18 protein-coding genes are annotated in these 19987 nt (G+C 64.3%); 15 read left to right on the forward strand and 3 right to left on the reverse strand.

The genetic code is table 11. The annotated features are described in order from the left end of the window. Positions 1-52: 52 nt before the first annotated feature. The 8 genes from ACTUWL_RS32775 to ACTUWL_RS32810 all read left to right on the forward strand — a co-directional run bounded on the left by ACTUWL_RS32775 (position 53) and on the right by ACTUWL_RS32810 (position 9228). Positions 53-424 (forward strand): DUF2946 domain-containing protein, encoded by a 372-nt coding sequence (locus ACTUWL_RS32775; RefSeq protein WP_021079189.1) that lies wholly within the window; start codon positions 53-55, stop codon positions 422-424. Between the two features lie 373 nt (positions 425-797). Continuing rightward, complete coding sequence (locus ACTUWL_RS32780) at positions 798-2993, forward strand: TonB-dependent receptor (protein WP_291733817.1); 2196 nt, start codon at positions 798-800, stop codon at positions 2991-2993. 39 nt (positions 2994-3032) lie between these two features. Then, entirely contained in the window at positions 3033-3551 is a 519-nt protein-coding gene (locus ACTUWL_RS32785) for a copper chaperone PCu(A)C (RefSeq protein WP_021079191.1), read from the forward strand. A gap of 7 nt (positions 3552-3558) precedes the next feature. Next, complete coding sequence (locus ACTUWL_RS32790) at positions 3559-4089, forward strand: YcnI family copper-binding membrane protein (protein WP_021079192.1); 531 nt, start codon at positions 3559-3561, stop codon at positions 4087-4089. Positions 4090-4092: 3 nt separating this feature from the next. Next, the gene (locus ACTUWL_RS32795) at positions 4093-5682 is read left to right on the forward strand and encodes a copper resistance CopC/CopD family protein (protein ID WP_021079193.1); all 1590 of its coding nucleotides are present in this window, start codon (positions 4093-4095) and stop codon (positions 5680-5682) included. A 166-nt stretch (positions 5683-5848) separates the two neighbouring features. After that, entirely contained in the window at positions 5849-7168 is a 1320-nt protein-coding gene (gene proS / locus ACTUWL_RS32800; RefSeq protein WP_021079194.1) for a proline--tRNA ligase, read from the forward strand. Positions 7169-7239: 71 nt separating this feature from the next. Beyond that, positions 7240-8520, forward strand: a complete 1281-nt coding sequence (locus ACTUWL_RS32805) for a lipoprotein-releasing ABC transporter permease subunit (RefSeq protein ID WP_021079195.1) — start codon at positions 7240-7242, stop codon at positions 8518-8520. 9 nt (positions 8521-8529) lie between these two features. Further along, entirely contained in the window at positions 8530-9228 is a 699-nt protein-coding gene (locus tag ACTUWL_RS32810) for an ABC transporter ATP-binding protein (RefSeq protein WP_021079196.1), read from the forward strand. 114 nt (positions 9229-9342) lie between these two features. Here the strand turns inward: ACTUWL_RS32810 and ACTUWL_RS32815 are convergent, their stop codons facing one another. Together ACTUWL_RS32815 and ACTUWL_RS32820 are read right to left on the reverse strand one after the other, a co-directional pair. Further along, positions 9343-9612: a DUF3551 domain-containing protein gene (locus ACTUWL_RS32815; RefSeq protein ID WP_021079197.1), complete on the reverse strand. Its 270-nt coding sequence runs from the start codon at positions 9610-9612 to the stop codon at positions 9343-9345. A 118-nt stretch (positions 9613-9730) separates the two neighbouring features. Further along, a complete protein-coding gene (locus ACTUWL_RS32820; RefSeq protein ID WP_021079198.1) occupies positions 9731-10033 on the reverse strand; it encodes a DUF3551 domain-containing protein in 303 nt (100 codons plus the stop codon). 295 nt (positions 10034-10328) lie between these two features. Between ACTUWL_RS32820 and ACTUWL_RS32825 the strand changes: the two genes are divergently transcribed. Continuing rightward, positions 10329-11063, forward strand: coding sequence for an outer membrane protein (locus ACTUWL_RS32825; RefSeq protein ID WP_021079199.1), 735 nt, complete (start codon positions 10329-10331; stop codon positions 11061-11063). Between the two features lie 204 nt (positions 11064-11267). Here the strand turns inward: ACTUWL_RS32825 and ACTUWL_RS32830 are convergent, their stop codons facing one another. After that, positions 11268-11531, reverse strand: coding sequence for a hypothetical protein (locus tag ACTUWL_RS32830; protein WP_021079200.1), 264 nt, complete (start codon positions 11529-11531; stop codon positions 11268-11270). 624 nt (positions 11532-12155) lie between these two features. On the opposite strand from ACTUWL_RS32830, the gene dnaE reads away from it, so the two are divergent. The 6 genes from dnaE (at position 12156) to frr (ending at position 19986) form a co-directional block, all read left to right on the forward strand. Next, the gene (gene dnaE / locus ACTUWL_RS32835; RefSeq protein WP_021079201.1) at positions 12156-15683 is read left to right on the forward strand and encodes a DNA polymerase III subunit alpha; all 3528 of its coding nucleotides are present in this window, start codon (positions 12156-12158) and stop codon (positions 15681-15683) included. Positions 15684-15813: 130 nt separating this feature from the next. After that, the gene (locus ACTUWL_RS32840) at positions 15814-16326 is read left to right on the forward strand and encodes a hypothetical protein (RefSeq protein ID WP_291738971.1); all 513 of its coding nucleotides are present in this window, start codon (positions 15814-15816) and stop codon (positions 16324-16326) included. Between the two features lie 193 nt (positions 16327-16519). Continuing rightward, a complete protein-coding gene (locus tag ACTUWL_RS32845) occupies positions 16520-17512 on the forward strand; it encodes a 30S ribosomal protein S2 (RefSeq protein WP_021079203.1) in 993 nt (330 codons plus the stop codon). A gap of 127 nt (positions 17513-17639) precedes the next feature. Next, entirely contained in the window at positions 17640-18563 is a 924-nt protein-coding gene (gene tsf, locus ACTUWL_RS32850; RefSeq protein WP_021079204.1) for a translation elongation factor Ts, read from the forward strand. Positions 18564-18633: 70 nt separating this feature from the next. Further along, the gene (pyrH, locus tag ACTUWL_RS32855) at positions 18634-19350 is read left to right on the forward strand and encodes a UMP kinase (RefSeq protein ID WP_021079205.1); all 717 of its coding nucleotides are present in this window, start codon (positions 18634-18636) and stop codon (positions 19348-19350) included. 72 nt (positions 19351-19422) lie between these two features. Then, on the forward strand, positions 19423-19986 hold the full coding sequence (gene frr, locus ACTUWL_RS32860) for a ribosome recycling factor (protein ID WP_021079206.1): 564 nt from the start codon (positions 19423-19425) through the stop codon (positions 19984-19986). The last annotated feature ends 1 nt before the right edge of the window (position 19987 follow it).

Below are 19987 nucleotides of genomic sequence, written 5' to 3' on the forward strand. Positions count from 1 at the left end.
TCTCGACTTTCGACGCCCGTGGTGGTTAGTTCCGTCTCGGATGGGTTTTGCGATGCGCCGGCCGCTTAAGAAATTTTTGCCCATAGTTCTGGTTGCCCTGCTGGTGCAGATTTTTGCGCCGATCGGGGCCTGCTGGGCGGCGAGCCTTGCAGCCTCCGATCCGCTCGCGGCCGCCACCATCTGCCACGGCAATGCCGGCTCCGGCGTCGGGCAGTCTGACCAGACCGGTCATGATGCCCACGACGGCTGTTGCTTCGCATGCAGTGTCCTGCAGACCGGTGCCCCCGTTGATAACCCCGAGGTCGCTGCCCGGCCGGTCGAGCGCGCGCCGAGCCGGATCGCCTGGCTTGATTTCGCCTCAGACCTTGATCGTTCGCCCGCCGGCTTCTCGGCACAAGCCCGCGCTCCGCCGCTGTTTTCCTGACGACGTTCTCGCTGCCGGTCGCGCGTCCCGCACCGGCGAGTGCCCTTGAGCAAGCCGGCCAGAGAGCCGGTGTCAGGATTCATCCATGTTTCGGTTTCGCGCCCTCGGTGGCGTCAGCGTCGCGGCCATTCAGGCCACGTTGTTGGCGTCTGCTGATATGGCTCATGCACAAAATGGCGAACCGGGGGTCTTGCCACCCGTCAGCGTCGAGGCGCCGCGCCCAGCGAAGCCGGCTGCGCGCAAGCCCGTAAACCGCTCCGCCGTCGCCCTTCGGCATCGGACCGCGCCAGCGGCTGCGGCCGCGCCGAACCGACCGGTCGTGGTCAGCGCCGCCGGGGCGGGCGCCCATGCCTCGCTCGGGACGCCGCCAGCCGTGGCCCGGTTCCAGCTGCCGCAGAAGTCCTTCAGCATCACCTCCGGGCAGGTCGACGAGACCGTCAACCTCAAGGACCCCGAGGACGCGGTCAAATACATGCCGAGCCTGTTCGTGCGGAAACGCAACGACGGCGACAACATGGCGGTGCTGGCGACCAGGAGCTGGGGCGTCAATTCGAGCGCGCGCTCGCTGATCTATTACGACGACCTGCTGGTGTCGGCGCTGATCGGCAACAACAACACCAGCGCCTCGCCGAAGTGGAACCTGATCTCGCCGGAGGCGATCGGCCGGATCGACTATCTGAACGGCCCGTTCGCGGCGGCCTATCCCGGCAACTCGATCGGGGGCGTGTTGCTGATCTCGTCGAAAATGCCCGACAGGCCGTTTGCGGTGGCCAAGGAGACGGTCTCGGTGATGCCGTGGAGCCAGTACGGCACCAAGGACACCTATGTCACCAGCCAAACCAGCGCGGCCGCGGGCAATCGCGATGGCAAGCTGTCGTGGCTGGTGAGCGCCAACTATCTCGACAGCTTTCAGCAGCCGCTGACCTACACGACGAGCGCGACGATCCCGGCGGGGACTGCCGGCGCGTTTCCGGCGCGCAACAAGCAGGGCGTGCCGGCCAATGTCATCGGCACCGGCGTCCTGGCGCATTCGCAGCAGACATCGGCCAACCTGCGCCTCGCCTACGATGTGTCTCCGCTGGTGCAGGCGACCTATTCACTCGGCATCTGGAACAACCATCAGGTTTCCGATCCCCAGACCTATCTGCGATCCCTCGCGACGGGCGCGCCGACCTTCGCCAACAATTCGGGCTTCGCCACCGGCAAGTACGTCTGGGACCAGACCCATCTGAGCAACGCGGTCGCGCTGAAGAGCGACACCAAGGGCGTCTACGACTTCGACCTGTCGGCCTCGAGCTACAACTACCTGCAGGACACCCAGCTCAATCCGTTCACCGTCGCGGCAACCGGCGTCGGCTTCTCGCCGAACGGCAAGATCACGAGGATGGACGGCACCAACTGGCAGAATGCTGATGCCAAGGGGATCTGGCGGCCGTTCGGCTATGACGGGCCGCACGAGATCAGCTTCGGCGTTCACGGCGATCGCTACCGGCTGGAAAATCCGGTCTACGCCTCGTCGATCTGGAACGCGACATCGTCGACCGGCACCGGCGCGCTCTACTCGACGGGCGTCGGCGAAACCCGGACCGGTGCGCTGTGGTTGCAGGATGCCTGGAAGATCAACCCGAGCCTGAAGCTGACGCTGGGCGGGCGGCTGGAGAGCTGGCAGGCGCTCGACGGCTTCAACCTCAACACCACGACGAATGCCGCGGGCGGGATCACGTCGACCGCGGCGGTCAACCAGCCCGGGCTGAACTCGACCAACTTCTCTCCAAAGGCGTCGCTGTCGTTCGACCCGAACAAGGATTGGAACATCACGGCGAATTTCGGCGAGGCCTATCGCTATCCGACGGTGACCGAGCTTTATCAAAACGTCACGATCGGCGGCGTCGCGACCTTCGCCAATCCGTTCCTCAAGCCGGAGCAGGACTTCACCGGCGAGTTGAACATCGAGCGCAAGTGGACCGACGGGCGGGTCCGCCTGACGCTGTTCTCCGAGCGAACCAACAACGCGATCATCTCGCAGACCAATCTGGTGACCAATCCGGTCTCAGGGGCGCAGACGCCGACCACCGTCGTCAGCAATGTCGACGCAATCCGGATGCAGGGCGTCGAACTGTCGGCCGAAAAGGACAATTTGTTCGTGACCGGCCTGCAACTGTTCGGCAGCGTCACCTATGTCGATTCCAAGATCCTCGCAGACGCAAGCTGGGCGGGCGTCAATCCGCTGACCAACTTGCCGACCACCGTGGTCGGCAAGCGCGTTCCCTATGTGCCGGATTGGCGCGCCAAGATCGGCATGACCTACCGGCCGAACGAGAGCTGGGCCTACACCGTCGCAGCGCGCTACAGCGGCAAGCAATATTCGACACTCGACAACACCGACATCGTCTCCCACGTCTATGGCGCGTTCGACAATTTCTTCGTCGTCGACATGAAGATCCATTACAACGCGACCGCGAACTTCGCGTTCGATTTCGGCATCGATAACATCTTCAACGAGCAGTACTTCCTGTTCCATCCCTTCCCCGGCAGGACGTTCGTCCTGGCCGGCAAATACACCTTCTGAGCTGGCGGGCTGTCGGCAACAACACAAAGGAGATTCGACGTGAGAAAAACACTGGCTGGGCTTGCTGCAATCTTCGCGCTTGCCCTGATCGCGCCTGCCGCGGCCGAGGACGTCAAGGCCGGCGATCTCGTGATCACGCAGGCCTGGACGCGCGCCACGCCGAACGGCGCCAAGATCGGCGGCGGCTATCTGACGATCGAGAACAAGGGGACGACGCCTGATCGTCTGGTTTCGGGCACAGCCGATGTCGCCGGCAAGGTCGAGGTCCACGAGATGTCGATGGACAATGGCGTGATGAAGATGCGTGCGCTCGACAAGGGTCTGGCGATCGAGCCGGGCAAGACGGTGAAACTCGCACCCGGCGGCTATCACCTGATGATGTTCGACCTGAAGAACCCGCTGAAGCAGGGCGACAAGGTGCCGGTCACGCTCGAATTCGAGAAGGCCGGCAAGGTCTCGGTCTCGCTTGACGTGCAGCCCGTCGGTGCGCAGGCGCCAGGCGGCGATCACTCCGGCCATGGCGACCATTCCGGTCACATGGACATGAAGAAGATGTGAGGGCGCCATGCGGTCACACACAATCCTCATTGCGATGGTGGCGCTGCTCGCAGCGGCGCCGGCCGTTGCGCACGTCACGCTGGAAGGAAAGCAGGCGCCCGTCGGCTCTTACTACAAGGCGGTGTTCGCCGTACCACACGGTTGCGCGGGATCGGCGACGACCAAGATCCGGGTACAGATTCCGGAAGGCGTGATCGGGGTGAAGCCGATGCCGAAGCCCGGCTGGACCCTCGATACGGTCACCGGCAAATACGCCGCCGAATACGACTATCACGGCGCAAAACTCTCCGAGGGCGTCAAGGAAGTGGCCTGGAGCGGTGGTAAGCTTGCCGACAAGAATTACGACGAGTTCGTGATGCAGACGTTTCTCACCGATACGCTGAAGCCGAACACGGTGCTCTATTTCCCCGTCGTGCAGGAATGCGAGCAGGGCGTCAGCCGCTGGATCGACATCCCGGCCGAGGGGCAGGGTGGCGGCGGGCACGAGCATGGCAGCAAGACACCGGCGCCCGGCGTCAAGCTGCTGCCGAAGCCGTAAACCGTGCGGCTGCTCGCAGGTCATGTTGTCGGAAGTCTCGCCGCGCTACTCTCGGCGCTGTTTCTGACGCTGTGTCTTGCGACCCCAGCCCATGCGCATGCCGTCCTGATCGCAGCCGAGCCGGCCGACGGCAGTGTGGTCGCGGAAGCACCGAAGACGGTGGTGCTCCGCTTCAACGAAGCGGTGGCGCCGACGGCGGTCAGCCTGCTCGACGCCGCGGGCAAGCCGCGCGACGTCGCGATCCACGCTGTCGATGAATCGGTGATGGTGACATTGCCCGCGGGCCTGCCGCAGGGCACGCAGGTGGTCAGCTATCGCGTGGTGTCGCAGGACGGCCATCCGGTCGCGGGCTCGCTGTTGTTCTCGATCGGCGTCGTCACCGGCTCGGCGGCGCCGTCCGGCGACGGCCTGCTCCATGCGCTGATCTGGCTGGCGCGGCTCGCGCTCTATCTCGGGCTGTTTGCCGGCGTCGGCGGCGTGTTCTTCGCCGCCTGGATCGGGCAGGGCCCGGCGGGCGAGCGGCTGATCATGTGGTCGCTCAAGATCGGCCTGGTCGGTGCGGTCGCCTCGCTTGGCCTGCAGGGTGTCGACCTGCTGAACCTGCCGATCACCGGCCTCCTGACATGGGCGGCGTGGGCCAGTGCCGCCGGCACCAGCCTGTTTCCGGCTCTGCTGCTCGCCATCGCCGCGATGCTGATCGCAGCGATTGCCTGGCGCAGCCCATCGTTCCGCGCGGCGTTCGTCCGCACCGCGGTCGCGATGATCTGCGTCGGCCTGTCGTTCGCGGTCAGTGGCCACGCCGCCACTGCCTCCCCGCAATGGCTGACGCGCACCGCGCTGTTCATCCACGGCATTGGCCTGGCCTTCTGGATGGGCGCACTCGCGCCGCTGGCAGTGCTCGCCTGGCAGCGCAAGGACTCGCTGTTGCGGGTGCTCAGGCGCTTTTCAACGGTCGCAGTGCCGGTCGTCGCCTTGATCGCCTTGTCGGGCCTGGCGCTCGCGATCGTCCAGCTCGAAAGTTTTGCGGCGCTGATCGACACCGGATACGGCAACATCCTGCTGGCGAAACTTGTGCTGGTGGCGCTGCTGCTGACGTTCGCGGCGCTGAACCGGCTGGTGTTCACGCCCGCGATCGAGCGTGAATTCCACCGCACGCGGCCGCTGCAGCGCTCGATCGCGCTCGAATTCGTGTTGATGATCGCCATCCTCGGCCTCGTCGCATTATGGCGCTTCACGCCGCCGCCGCGCGTGCTGGCGATGTCGGACGACGTTCCGCTCGCGGTCCACATCCATACCGAGGCCGCGATGTTCCAGGTGCTGATCGCGCCGGGCAAGGTCGGCCAGAACGATTTCGTGCTGCAGTTGATGAACGGTGATGCCAGCCCATTTGCGGCCAAGGAAGCGACGCTGACGCTGAGTTTGCCGGATCGCGGCATCGAGCCGTTGGAACGCAGCGCCGCACTGGGTCCAGACGGCTATTGGCACGTGAAGAAGGTGCCGTTGTCGGTCCCGGGCCGCTGGCACATGCAGATCGATGCCCTGGTGACCGATTTCAAGAAAGTGACGCTGGAAGACGATTTCGAGGTCAGGTAAACGCTCGATCGGTGCGCCGGATACCTCGGCGGTGCGCAATTCGCTGCAATGGCCGAAATTCGCCTGATTTGAAGGGTTTTTGACCTGAAGCGGCCTTGTGTTTTCACAGCCGATCCGGTTTCACTGCAGCTCTCTTCCGATGCATCACTGATTCCCGAGTAACGCCATGCGATTGTCGCGGTTTTTCCTGCCCATCCTGAAAGAAAACCCGAAAGAGGCGGAGATCGTCTCGCACCGGCTGATGCTGCGCGCGGGCATGATGCGGCAGGAGGCCGCCGGCATCTATGCCTGGCTGCCGCTCGGCTTCCGGGTGCTGAAGAAGATCGAGCAGATCGTTCGCGAGGAGCAGGACCGCGCCGGCGCGCTCGAGCTCCTGATGCCGACGCTGCAGCTTGCCGATCTGTGGCGTGAGAGCGGCCGTTACGATGCCTATGGCCCGGAGATGCTGCGCATCCTCGATCGCCACAAGCGCGAGCTCCTGTACGGACCGACCAACGAGGAGATGATCACGGAGATCTTCCGCTCCTACGTCAAGTCCTACAAGAACCTGCCGCTCAACCTCTACCACATCCAGTGGAAGTTCCGCGACGAGCAGCGCCCGCGTTTCGGCGTGATGCGCGGCCGCGAATTCCTGATGAAGGATGCCTATTCGTTCGACCTCGACGAGGCCGGCGCGCGGCGCTCCTACAACAAGATGTTCGTGGCTTACTTGCGCACCTTTGCGCGGATGGGCCTCAAGGCGATCCCGATGCGGGCCGAGACCGGCCCGATCGGCGGCGACCTCAGCCACGAGTTCATCGTGCTCGCTGACACCGGCGAGTCCGGCGTCTTCATCAACCGCGATGTGCTGGACCTGCCGGTGCCGGGCGAGGACGTCGATTATGACGGCGATCTCACGCCCATCATCAAGCAGTGGACCTCGGTCTATGCTGCGACCGAGGACGTCCACGAGGCCGCGCGCTTCGAACAGGAAGTGCCCGAGGCAAAGCGGCTGAACACGCGCGGCATCGAGGTCGGCCAGATCTTCTATTTCGGCACCAAATATTCCGACACCATGAAGGCGATGGTGGCCGGTCCCGATGGCGTCGATGTGCCGATCCATGGCGGCTCCTATGGCGTCGGCGTGTCGCGTCTGGTCGGCGCGATTATCGAAGCCTGTCACGACGATGCCGGCATCAAATGGCCCGAGGCCGTCGCGCCGTTCCGCGCCGCGATCCTCAATCTCAAGCAGGGCGATGCTGCGGTCGACGGCGCCTGCGAGCAGCTCTATCGCGAGCTCGCGGCGAAGGGCGTCGACGTGCTCTACGACGACACCGATCAGCGCGCCGGCGCCAAGTTCGCCGCGGCCGATCTGATCGGCATCCCCTGGCAGATTCTGGTCGGCCCGAAGGGGCTTGCGGAGGGCAAAGTCGAGGTGAAGCGCCGCAGCGATGGCTCACGCGAGAACATGAGCCCCGCCGACGTGGTCGCGAAGCTCGCGGGTTAAAGTTTATTCACGCTGCGTGATCGGCGGGGTAATCCGGCCACATTTGGCCCGAATCATGGGATTATCGAGAGATGGATGAGACCATGAGCGAACCAGTCCGTACCCCGCCTTTTGCGCCATTCGAATGGCTGCTGTCCGGACGCTATCTGCGCGCGCGCCGCAAGGAAGGGTTCATTTCGGTCATCGCCGGCTTTTCGTTCCTCGGCATCATGCTCGGCGTTGCCACGCTGATCGTGGTGATGGCCGTCATGAATGGCTTCCGCAAGGAATTGCTCGACAAGATCCTCGGTCTCAACGGGCACCTGCTGGTGCAGCCGCTGGAATCGCCGCTGACCGACTGGAAGGATGTCGCCGACCGGATCAGCCAGGTCCAGGGCATTCGCCTCGCCGCGCCGGTCGTGGATGGGCAGGGGCTCGGATCGTCGCCGTTCAACGCCGCCGGTGTCTTTATCCGCGGCATCCGTGCCGACGATCTCAACAACCTCACCTCGATCGCCAAGAACATCAAGCAGGGCACGCTCGAGGGTTTTGACGAGGGGCAGGGAGTTGCGATCGGCCGCCGGCTCGCCGACCAGCTCTCGCTGCATGCCGGCGACATGATCACGCTGGTCTCGCCGAAGGGCGCGGTGACGCCGATGGGCACCACGCCGCGCATCAAGCCGTACAAGATCACCGCGGTGTTCGAGATCGGCATGTCGGAATACGACTCGACCTTCGTGTTCATGCCGCTCGCCGAGGCGCAGGCCTATTTCAACCGCAACAACGACGTGTCTTCGATCGAGGTGTTCACCACCAATCCGGACAAGATCGACACCTACCGCAAGCTGGTGACGGAGGCGGCCGGGCGGCCGGTCTTCCTGGTCGACTGGCGGCAGCGCAACTCGACGTTCTTCAACGCGCTGCAAGTCGAGCGCAACGTGATGTTCCTGATCCTGACCATGATCGTGCTGGTCGCGGCGCTCAACATCGTCTCCGGATTGATCATGCTGGTGAAGGACAAGGGCCAGGACATCGCGATCCTGCGCACCATGGGCGCCTCGCAAGGCTCGATCATGCGGATCTTCCTGATCACCGGCGCCTCGATCGGCGTAGTCGGAACGCTGACCGGCTTTGCGGTCGGCATGCTGATCTGCCTGAACATCGAATCGATCAGGCAGTTCCTGTCATGGCTCACCAACACCGAGCTGTTCTCGCCCGAACTGTACTTCCTCTCCAAGCTTCCGGCTGAGGTCGATTTCGGTGAGACGCTCGCCGTCGTGATCATGGCGCTGACGCTATCTTTCCTTGCGACGCTCTACCCGTCGTGGCGCGCCGCGCGCCTCGACCCGGTCGAAGCGCTCCGGTACGAATAAGGAGCCCACATGGCGGAGGGGGCGGAAGACGTACCGGTCGTCTATCTTCATGATATCAAGCGGGAATACAGGCAGGGCGAGGCGACGCTGACGGTCCTGAACGGCGCCAAGCTCGCGCTGTGGCCCGGTCAATCGGTGGCGCTGGTGGCGCCGTCGGGATCCGGCAAGTCGACGCTGCTGCATATCGCGGGCCTGCTGGAGAGTCCCGATGACGGCGAGGTCTATGTCTCGGGCACGCCGACCTCGCAGATGTCCGACGTCGACCGCACGCAGATTCGCCGCTCCGACATCGGCTTCGTCTATCAATCGCATCGGCTGCTGCCGGAGTTCTCGGCGCTCGAGAACGTCATGCTGCCGCAGATGATTCGTGGCCTCAAGCGCTCCGAAACCGTGAAGCGGGCGACCGAGATCCTCGCTTATCTCGGGCTTGGCGACCGCATCACGCATCGACCGGCCGAGCTCTCGGGCGGCGAACAGCAGCGCGTGGCGATCGCGCGCGCGGTTGCCAACGCGCCGCGGGTGCTATTTGCGGACGAGCCGACCGGAAATTTGGATCCGGCAACGGCCGATCACGTTTTCAACGCTCTGATGCAACTCGTGAAGGCGACCCGGGTCGCGATGTTGATCGCAACTCACAACATGGAGCTCGCCGCGCGGATGGATCGCCGGGTCTCGTTGTCGAATGGGCAGGTCGTCGAGCTCGAGTGAGCCGCGGCTCTCACGCGCGAAGTGGCTGACGGTTCGCGTGAAGGACGTACACCAAGATCAGGAGCTGCAAGGCTTTTTCGTTCCGCTTCAATTGGGGCGGCAACGCGCTCATCCTCAATGGACGGAACGGCGCGCTCTGCCAGGCGCTCGCGAGCGGCCGTTGTTCGGCGGCCCGACATAGTAGGGGTTGTCAACGCACGACGCCGGCAGGCCCGCCGCCGAGGCCTGGCACTGCGCCAGTGACGTGTAGCCGCACTCGATCTGCGGACCGCCCCGTTGGTAGTTGGTTTTGCAGACCGGCGAGGTCGCATCGTATCGCTGGGCGTTCGCCGGTGCGCCCGCGACGGTACCCAGAACCAAGAGTGCCAGAATCAGGCAGCGCATCGGAATCTCCCGCCGGCCGGCTGCCGGCGACGCTCATGTGAGTATCCGCGCTGACCGGCGCCATAGGCGCGTGCGCGCGAGTGCGTCGAATCGCGGTCCCGCGCGGACGCCAGTCCGATCAGCGGTCAGTGAAGAACAGGTCGAAGAAATTGCCCTCGCGACGATCGCGCGGGGGGATGTGCAGATAGGAGCGCGGGTCGTTGTCGCCGGCATAATAGGGATTGGCGATGCAGTTCTGCCCGATGCCCGAGGCCGTGGCCAGGCACGCTTCATAGGACGGGTAGGAGCAGTTGCTCAGGCCGGGATAGCGGTCGCCCTGGATACAGAATGGGTAGCGCACGCCGACGGCATGCGCGGGCGCCGTACCGAACGAGGTGAACGCGACCACCGTCGCCGCCGCAGCAAGAATCATCGTCCGCATGTGCATTCCTTGTCGCTGCGAAGATTCGATGTTGGCGACGATCCAAATCGGACAAGCTGGTTCCGGTCAACACGATCTTGCGTCTCGCAGTACAAGCAATTTTGAATTGTGAAAATTATGCGGCAGCTATGTGGCAAAAGTTCCAAGAAGTGCATGTAATACAGTATTAACTTCAAATTTGAGCGAAGTCGTTTGGCCCTGCCTGTTGCAGCGAAGTTACAGCAATTCCGCCGGGGGCTGCTATGAGGGTGTCTCGCGGCCTTGGGGGCCTGTAGACAAAGTTGGAACGGGAAAAATGAAGAAGATTTTGCTTGTCACCGCCAGCATGATTGCGCTCAGCGCGACGGCTGCTTCCGCGGCTGACCTCGCGGCTCGCCCTTACACCAAGGCTCCGCCGCCGATCGTCTCCGCTGTTTATGATTGGACCGGCTTCTACATCGGTATCAACGGTGGTTGGGGCCAGAGCCACGACAACCGTTCGGTCGATGGCATCGGCAGCGCCGGCAGCTACGACGCCAACGGCGGCACCGTCGGTGGCCAGGTCGGCTACCGCTGGCAGGCCGGCGGCTGGGTGTTCGGTCTGGAAGCTCAAGGCAACTGGGCTGACTTCAAGGGCAGCACCGGCAACCTGCTCGTCCCGGGCGGCACCGTTCGCTCGAAGACGGACGCGTTCGGCCTGTTCACCGGTCAGATCGGCTACGCCTGGAACAACGTCCTGCTGTACGCCAAGGGCGGTGCTGCGGTCACCGATCGCAACTACCAGTTCCTGGCACCGGGCGGCGCGCTGGCGTCCTCGACCGGCTACGACACCCGTTGGAGCCCGACGGTGGGCGTTGGCCTCGAATTCGCCTTCTCGCAGGGCTGGTCGCTCGGCGTCGAATACAACCACATCTTCGAAGACACCCACGGCGCGACCTTCGTCACCCCGGCTGGTGTCGGCGTGGCTGGCTTCCACACCGGTGGCGACACCGACATGGTCCTCGGCCGTCTGAACTACAAGTTCGGTGGCCCGATCATTGCCAAGTACTGATTGATCGCTTGATCCAAGCGACATCGAAAACCCCGGGCTTCGGCCCGGGGTTTTTTGTTGGCTTGCTGCCTGCTCCTCCATGATTGCAGGGAAGGCGGGGATCCGGCCGAAGCCGAGAGCGAGAGCCCTCACTGCTCAGGCGGAACTGTCCCGTGCCCGCCAAGGCAGGCCGGGAATTGTTGCCGATGAAGGGCCGGGCGCCTGTTAGTCGAAATCGGCGAAGTCGAGCCCGGCGTTGGCCTTGGATGCGTCATTGATGCAGTCCGAATACGCGCGCCAGCGTTCCACAAACCCATAGCCTTGGGCCTGCTGCGCCGCCTTCGCCTTGCATTCGGCCTTGATGTGCTTGACGACGGCCTGCTGTCGCTTGGACGTCTTTTCCGCGCTGGCGGGCGTCATGGTCAGAACGACCGCCGCGATCGCAAGTGCGTTGACTGCAAGTCGTGCTGTAGCGGTGGTACGAGGCATTGCGATGCTCCCGCGAGACGATTGATCGAGATTTCACGCTGAAGCCGGAGCACTCAGCGCCTCGATCCTAGGCCTCGCCCGGGCGCGTTCCTTTGCTCACACGGAGTACCGGAATTGTACGGGGTTCAATGTCATGAGCCGCTGAGTCGCCTGCCGCCGATGAGCGGCCTCGTCAGGCCTGCCAAGCCTGCCAACCTCGCGAGATTAACTATCAGGATCACTTTCCAGACCGAACCGGCGCCCTCGCTTGACTCCGAGAACAAAAAAGGAACAATGTTCTGCATACGTTCCAGTTCAGGGAGAGCGGCCATGTTGAAGATTTTCGTGCAGGAAGCTGCAGCGCTGGCATCGATCACGCTGTTCGTCGGTATGATCGCGGTTTGGGCTCAGCTGATCACCCAGTTCTGAAGAATATCCCCTTGGAGACAGGGGCATGGCTGGCCCCTCGTGGCTCCGTTGCAATGCCCCTTGGGGATAAGCGGGACGACCTGCCGCCACGCCGCGTTCGGCGTGGACTTGGCAGGGTCCAGGCTCCACGATGGGGGCGCGAGTCGGGTCTGATGCTGTCGAGTTCCGGCTTTGGCACTCGCGCCACCCTGGCCCAAAGAGATCCCGTAAGCAGCCATGCCGAATGCCGGATTCGTTCATCTTCACGTCCATTCCGCCTATTCGCTGCTGAAGGGCTCGATCAAGATCGCCAAGCTCGGCGAGCTTGCAAAGGCCGACCGCCAGCCGGCGCTGGCGCTGACCGACACCGACAACATGTTCGGGGCGCTGGAATTCTCCGACAAGATGGCCGGCTACGGCATCCAGCCGATCGTCGGCTGTGAGGTTGCGGTGGATTTCGGCGACGTCGACCCCAATACGCGAAGCATCCTGGCGACGACCGGACCCACGCGAATCGTGCTGCTGGCGGCACGCGAGCGCGGATACCAGAACCTGATGCGGCTGAACTCGCGGGCGTTCCTGGAGACGCCGGTGAACCAGACACCGCACATCAAGCTCGACTGGCTCACCGACGCCGCCGACGACCTGATCGCGCTGACCGGCGGGCCCGACGGGCCGATCGCGCTGGCGCTGCGCGCCGAGCAGGCGACGCTGGCGGCCACCCGCTGCGAACGTCTGGCCAGCCTGTTCGGCGACCGCCTCTATATCGAATTGCAGCGCCACGGCGTCGACAAGGAGCGCCGCACCGAGGGCGGCCTGATTGATCTTGCCTATGCGAAGGGCCTGCCGCTGGTCGCGACCAACGAGCCGTATTTCGCGAGCACTGACGACTACGAATCGCACGACGCGTTGCTGTGCATCGCCGGCGGCCATCTGATCGCCGAGACCAACCGCGAGCAATTGACCCCGGATCACCGCTTCAAGACCCGCGCTGAAATGGCGGTGCTGTTCGCCGATATTCCGGAAGCGCTGGCCTCGACGGTGGAGATCGCCGAGCGCTGCTCGTTCCGGCCCAAGACCCGCAAGCCGATCCTGCCGTTCTTCACCGTCGGAGCCGCACAGAGTTCCGACGCCGCCGCCGACGAAGCCGCCGAGCTGAAGCGACAGGCCGAGGAAGGGCTCGCCAACCGCCTGCGGGTGCACGGTCTCTCGCCGGGCATGACGGAGGAGGATTACAGCAAGCGGCTTGCCTTCGAGCTCGACGTCATCACCCGCATGAAATACGCGGGCTACTTTCTGATCGTGTCGGACTTCATCAAATGGGCGAAGGCGCAGGGCATTCCGGTCGGACCGGGCCGCGGCTCGGGTGCGGGCTCGCTGGTCGCCTGGGTGCTGACCATCACCGACCTCGACCCGATGCGCTTTGCGTTGCTGTTCGAGCGCTTCCTCAATCCGGAACGCGTCTCGATGCCGGACTTCGACATCGACTTCTGCCAGGACCGCCGCGGCGAGGTGATCCAGTACGTGCAGGAGCGCTACGGCCGCGACCAGGTGGCGCAGATCATCACCTTCGGAACGCTGCAGGCGCGCGGCGTGCTGCGCGACGTCGGGCGCGTGCTGCAGATGCCGTACGGGCAGGTCGACAAGCTGACCAAGCTGGTGCCGCAGAATCCCGCCGCTCCCGTGACGCTGGCGCAGGCGATTGAAGGCGAACCGAAGCTGCAGGCGTTCCGCGACGAGGATCCGGTGGTGGCGCGCGCCTTCGACATCGCGCAGCGCCTCGAGGGCCTGACGCGGCACGCCTCGACCCACGCCGCCGGCATCGTGATCGGCGACCGGCCGCTCAGCGAGCTGGTGCCGATGTACCGCGATCCGAAATCGGACATGCCGGTCACCCAATTCAACATGAAATGGGTCGAGCCTGCGGGCCTCGTGAAGTTCGACTTCCTCGGCCTGAAGACGCTGACGGTGCTCGACGTCGCGGTGAAGCTGCTCAAGCAGCGCGACGTCCATGTCGATCTCGCCACGCTGCCGATCGACGATGCGGCGAGTTACCAGATGCTCGCGCGGGGCGATGTGGTCGGCGTGTTCCAGGTGGAAAGCCAGGGCATGCGGCGGGCGCTGATCGACATGCGGCCGGACCGCTTCGAGGACATCATCGCGCTGGTGGCGCTGTATCGCCCGGGCCCGATGGCGAACATCCCGACCTATTGCGCGCGCAAGCACGGCGACGAGGAGCCGGAATATCTGCATCCGATCCTGGAGCCGATCCTGAAGGAGACCTTCGGCGTCATCATCTATCAGGAACAGGTGATGCAGATCGCGCAGCAGATGGCGGGCTATTCGCTCGGCCAGGCCGACCTGCTGCGCCGCGCGATGGGCAAGAAGATCCGCGCCGAGATGGACAAGCAGCGCGACATCTTCGTCGCCGGCGCAATGAAGAACGGCGTCGGCAAGGGCCAGGCGGAGACGATCTTCGAGCTGCTCGCCAAGTTCGCCGACTACGGCTTCAACAAGAGCCATGCGGCGGCCTATGCGCTGGTGTCGTACCACACCGCCTACATGAAGGCGCATTTCCCGGTCGAGTTCCTCGCGGCGTCGATGACGCTCGAACTCAACAACACCGACAAGCTCTCCGAATTCCGTTCCGAGGCGCAGCGGCTCGGCATCAAGGTCGAGGCGCCCAACATCAACCGGTCCGGCGCCACCTTCGAGGTCAGCGAAAATACGATCTACTACGCACTCGCGGCGCTGAAGGGCGTCGGCATCCAGGCGGTCGAGCAGATCATCGAGGAGCGCAACAAGAAGGGCGCCTTCACCTCGCTCGCCGATTTCGCCGCGCGGGTCAGCCCGCGTGCGGTCAACAAGCGGATCATCGAGAGTCTCGCGGCCGCCGGCGCCTTCGACACGCTGGAGCGCAATCGCGCGCGGGTGTTCGCAGGCGCCGATGCGATCCTCGCCGCCTGCCAGCGCAGCCACGAGGCGGCGACCTCGGGCCAGAACGACATGTTCGGCAGCGCGCCGGACGCGCCCAGCATCATCCTGCCGCAGGTCGAGCCCTGGCTGCCGGCGGACCGGCTGCGGCGTGAATATGATGCGATCGGGTTCTTCCTGTCGGGCCATCCGCTCGACGACTACGCCACTGCACTGAAGCGGCTTCGCGTACAGTCCTGGGCGGAATTCTCACGCGCGGTAAAAACCGGCGCCACCGCGGGCAAGGTCGCGGCAACCGTGGTGTCGCGCATGGAGCGGCGCACCAAGACCGGCAACAAGATGGGCATCATGGGCCTGTCGGATCCGACCGGCCATTTCGAGGCGGTGCTATTCTCCGAGGGCCTCGCGCAGTACCGTGACGTGCTGGAGCCGGGCGCGGCCGTGCTGCTGCAACTCGGCGCCGAGCTGCAGGGCGAGGACGTGCGGGCGAGGGTGCTGCACGCCGAGCCGCTGGACCACGCCGCGGCCAAGACGCAAAAGGGCCTGCGCATCTTCGTGCGCGACACCAAGCCATTGGAGTCGATCGCGCGCCGGCTCAACATGCCGGAGGCCGTGGCCGCGCCCGGCGGCACTGCAAAGCCGGCGGCGGTCAAGCCTGCGCCGGCAGCCGCGCCGCCGGCAGGCGCCGCCGACGGCGACGTCTCGCTTGTGATGATGCTGGATCTCGAAACCGAGGTCGAGATGAAACTGCCCGGTCGCTACAAGGTCTCGCCGCAGATCGCCGGCGCGATCAAGGCCGTCGCCGGCGTCGTCGACGTGCAGACGCTATAGGCGCGCACGCGCTCCTGCCTCCTGAGGCAGTTGATCCACCGTTGCCAAGCCTTTAGCCGTTGCAACTTAACGGTGTATCGGCTTAGTGTCGTGCGGGGCTGGTTTTGGGGGTCGAATGTTCTGGCGGGGAATGGTGGCGTTGGCCGCGGCTGCGCTGTTGTGCGGCTGTGAAACGACGCAGAGGAATGGGCTCGACTATGCAGCGATGACGCAGAAGGTGGGTCCGCCAAAGGCGGGACACGGGCGCATCGTAATGCTCCGGGAAAAGGATTTCGGCAACATTGTCGACAGGGCGTTTGAGTTCCAGCTCGACGGTACGCCGGTCCAGGGCCTCAGGACCGGAACCTACGTCTATGTCGATCGTCCGGCGGGCCAACACCAGTTTACGGCGAGCGAAGCCGGCTTTCCCGGTGTGACCCAGCGGGACGTCACGATCCAGTCAGGTCAGACCCATTTCTATGTGGTTCGAATGAGTGAGCGAAAGAGCGCCATCCTGGCATCGTCAGCGAATACCGGACTGCTGGGTCTTGCACTGAGCACAGCCATCACCTCGGGCTACAAGAATCCCGGCCCGCTCGATTTCCTGCCCTTGGAGGATTCCGCGGCCCGGACCACGATCGCGGAGCTGCGGTTGGCCGAATAGGGGCCATTTCGGCTCGATTTGGGTCCATCCGACCGGTGTAACCGGCCGTATTTCCTTGCTTCTGGCGCAAATCAGGCTATATAGCGCGCCATCTCACACGGAAACATGGCTCAAAAGGCCGTCCGGTGGCAGCCGGGCCATAAGGCTCGTCTGCTCACACGTTTCCGGAGGAACCAACCGGAGAATTATCACTATGTCGCTACCCGATTTTTCTATGCGTCAGTTGCTTGAAGCTGGCGTTCACTTTGGCCACCAGGCCCACCGCTGGAATCCGAAGATGCAGGATTACATCTTCGGCGCCCGCAACAACATCCACATCATCGACCTCGCGCAGACCGTGCCGATGCTGCATCGTGCCCTGCAGGCGGTCAGCGATACCGTCGCCAAGGGCGGCCGCATCCTGTTCGTCGGCACCAAGCGCTCGGCTCAGGACGGCGTCGCCGACGCTGCCAAGCGTTCGGCCCAGTACTTCGTCAATTCGCGCTGGCTCGGCGGCACGCTGACCAACTGGAAGACGATCTCGGCCTCGATCAAGCGCCTGCGCCATCTCGACGACGTGCTGTCGTCCGGCGAAGCCAACTCCTACACCAAGAAGGAGCGGCTGACGCTGCAGCGCGAGCGCGACAAGCTCGACCGTTCGCTCGGCGGGATCAAGGACATGGGCGGTCTTCCCGACATGATCTTCGTGATCGACACCAACAAGGAAGACATCGCGATCCAGGAAGCCCAGCGGCTCAACATCCCGGTCGCCGCGATCGTCGACACCAATTCGGACCCGAAGGGCATCACCTATGTGGTGCCGGGTAATGACGACGCCGGCCGCGCGATCTCGCTGTATTGCGACCTCGTGGCGCGCGCTGCCATCGACGGCATCTCGCGCGCACAGGGCGATTCCGGAATCGACATCGGCGCTTCGGCCGCTCCGATCCAGGAAGACCTTCCGGCCGCTGCGCCGTCCGGCTTCCAGGGGCTGGCCGGTCCGCGTGGCACCGCCGACAATCTCAAGAAGCTCACCGGCGTGTCCGGTGCGATCGAGAAGAAGCTCAACGACCTCGGCATCTTCCACTACTGGCAGCTCGCCGAGCTCGATCACGACACCGCGCACAAGATCGGCGAAGAAGTCGGTCTGCCGAGCCGTGCCGACGCCTGGGTTGCCCAGGCCAAGACGCTCGCCGAAGCGGAATAACAGTTACGCGGCGTGGCCGGGTCTGACCCGGCCGCCGCTTCTATTCCACGAACAACGATTTTCCTGTCGCTGACAGCGGCGCCATCGGGCGCCGCGGTTTCTGTACAGGCAAGAAGGACATGGAACGATGGCAACGATCTCTGCAGCAATGGTCAAGGAACTCCGCGAGTCGACCGGCGCGGGCATGATGGATTGCAAGGCGGCGTTGACCGAGACCGACGGCGACATGACGGCGGCGCAGGACTGGCTGCGCAAGAAGGGCCTGTCCAAGGCTGCCAAGAAGGCCGGTCGCGTCGCGGCCGAAGGCCTGATCGGCGCGCTGACCGCCGGCACCAAGGGCGTGCTGGTCGAGGTCAATTCGGAGACCGACTTCGTCGCGCGCAACGAGCAGTTCCAGGGCCTGGTCAAGATGATTGCTCAGGTCGCGCTGAAGCACGGCTCCGACGTCGAGGCCATCAAGGCCGCCAAGGTTGGCGACTTCACCGTGGAGCGGGCGATCTCGGACGCGATCGCGACCATCGGCGAGAACATGTCGCTGCGCCGCGCCGCTTCGCTCGAGGTGAGCCAGGGCGTGGTGTCGAGCTACGTCCACAACGCCGTGATCGAGGGCGCCGGCAAGATCGGCGTCATCGTGGCGCTGGAGTCCCCCGGCAAGACCGACGAGCTCGCCGTGCTCGGCCGCCAGCTCGCCATGCATGTCGCGGCGGCGAAGCCGCTGGCGCTCGACCCTGCCGGGCTCGATCCGGAGACCGTCAAGCGCGAGAAGGACGTGCTGGCCGACAAGTACCGCCAGCAGGGCAAGCCGGAGAACGTCATCGAGAAGATCGTCGATTCCGGCCTGAAGACCTATTACAAGGAGGTTTGCCTCCTCGATCAGGCCTTCATCCACGACAGCGGCAAGTCGGTTGCCCAGGCGGTGAAGGAAGCTGAGGGTAAGGTCGGCGGGCCGATCAAAATCGCCGGCTTTGTGAACTATGCTCTCGGCGAGGGAATCGAGAAGCAGGAAAGCGACTTCGCCGCTGAAGTCGCAGCCGCCAGCGGCAAGAAGTAACCGCTGACACCCGGCGTCCGGCGCGTTGCGCCGGAGGCCTGCCTGCGCGGGACAAGAAAGCGATCGCATCATGGCCGAGCCGATCTATCGTCGCGTGGTGATCAAGCTGTCCGGCGAATATCTGGCCGGCTCCCACGGCTTCGGTATCGATCAACCGACGGTCGATCGCGTCGCGGACGACCTGATCGCGGCGCGCAAGCTCGGCATCGAGGTCGCCGTCGTGATCGGCGGTGGCAATATCGTGCGCGGCGTCGAGGTGTCCTCGCGCGGCGTATCGCGGCCGACCGGCGACACCATGGGCATGCTTGCGACCATGATGAACTGCCTCGCACTCGAGGCGGCAATCGAGCGCAAGGGGACGCCGGCGCGGACCTTGTCGGCATTCGTGATGCCGGAGATTTCCGAGCTGTTCACCCGTAGTGCGACGCACAAATATCTCGCCGAGGGACGCATCGTCCTGCTCGGCGGTGGAACCGGCAACCCGTTCTTCACCACCGATACCACCGCCGTGCTGCGCGCGGCCGAGATCGGGGCGCAGGCGGTGCTGAAGGCCACCAATGTCGACGGCGTCTATAACGCCGATCCGAAGAAGGACCCCAAAGCCAAGCGCTTCGACCGCCTGACCCATTCGCAGGCGATCGAGGGCGGCTACAAGGTCATGGACGCGACCGCTTTCGCGCTTGCCCGCGAGACGTCGCTGCCTATCATCGTGTTCTCGATCGCGGAGCCCGGTTCGATCGGTGCGATTCTGCGCGGGTCCGGACACGGCACGGTCGTCGCCGGCTGATTGCCGCGCCTCCGGGTCCAGATTTTGGACCCGAGGACGTCGACAGCCGGTTTCTAATGAAGGGAGAACGTCATGGCCGCAGCTGGTTTTGACATCAACGACGTCAAGCGCCGCATGCAGGGCGCCACACAATCGCTCAAGCACGAGCTCGGCGGCCTGCGTACCGGCCGTGCCGCGGCCTCCATGCTGGAGCCGGTCCAGGTCGAGGCTTACGGCTCGCATATGCCGCTCAACCAGGTTGCGACCATCAGCGTGCCCGAGCCGCGCCTGCTCTCGGTGCAGGTCTGGGACAAGACGATGGTGAAGGCGGTCGAAAAGGCGATCGTGGATTCCAATCTCGGCCTGTCGCCCGCGACCGAAGGCCAGGTGCTGCGCTTGCGGATTCCGGAGCTCAACGAGGAGCGCCGCAAGGAACTCGTCAAGGTCGCGCACAAATACGCCGAAGCGGCCAAGGTCGCCGTGCGCCATGTGCGTCGCGACGGCCTCGACGTGATCAAGAAGCTCGAGAAGAATCACGAGATCTCCGAGGACGATCAGGAGCGCCTGTCCAACGAGGTGCAGAAGGCGACCGACGGCATGATCGTCGAAATCGACCAACTGCTTGCGGCCAAGGAAAAGGAAATCCTGACGGTCTGAT

This window comes from Bradyrhizobium sp. WCU1 (genome assembly GCF_053474805.1).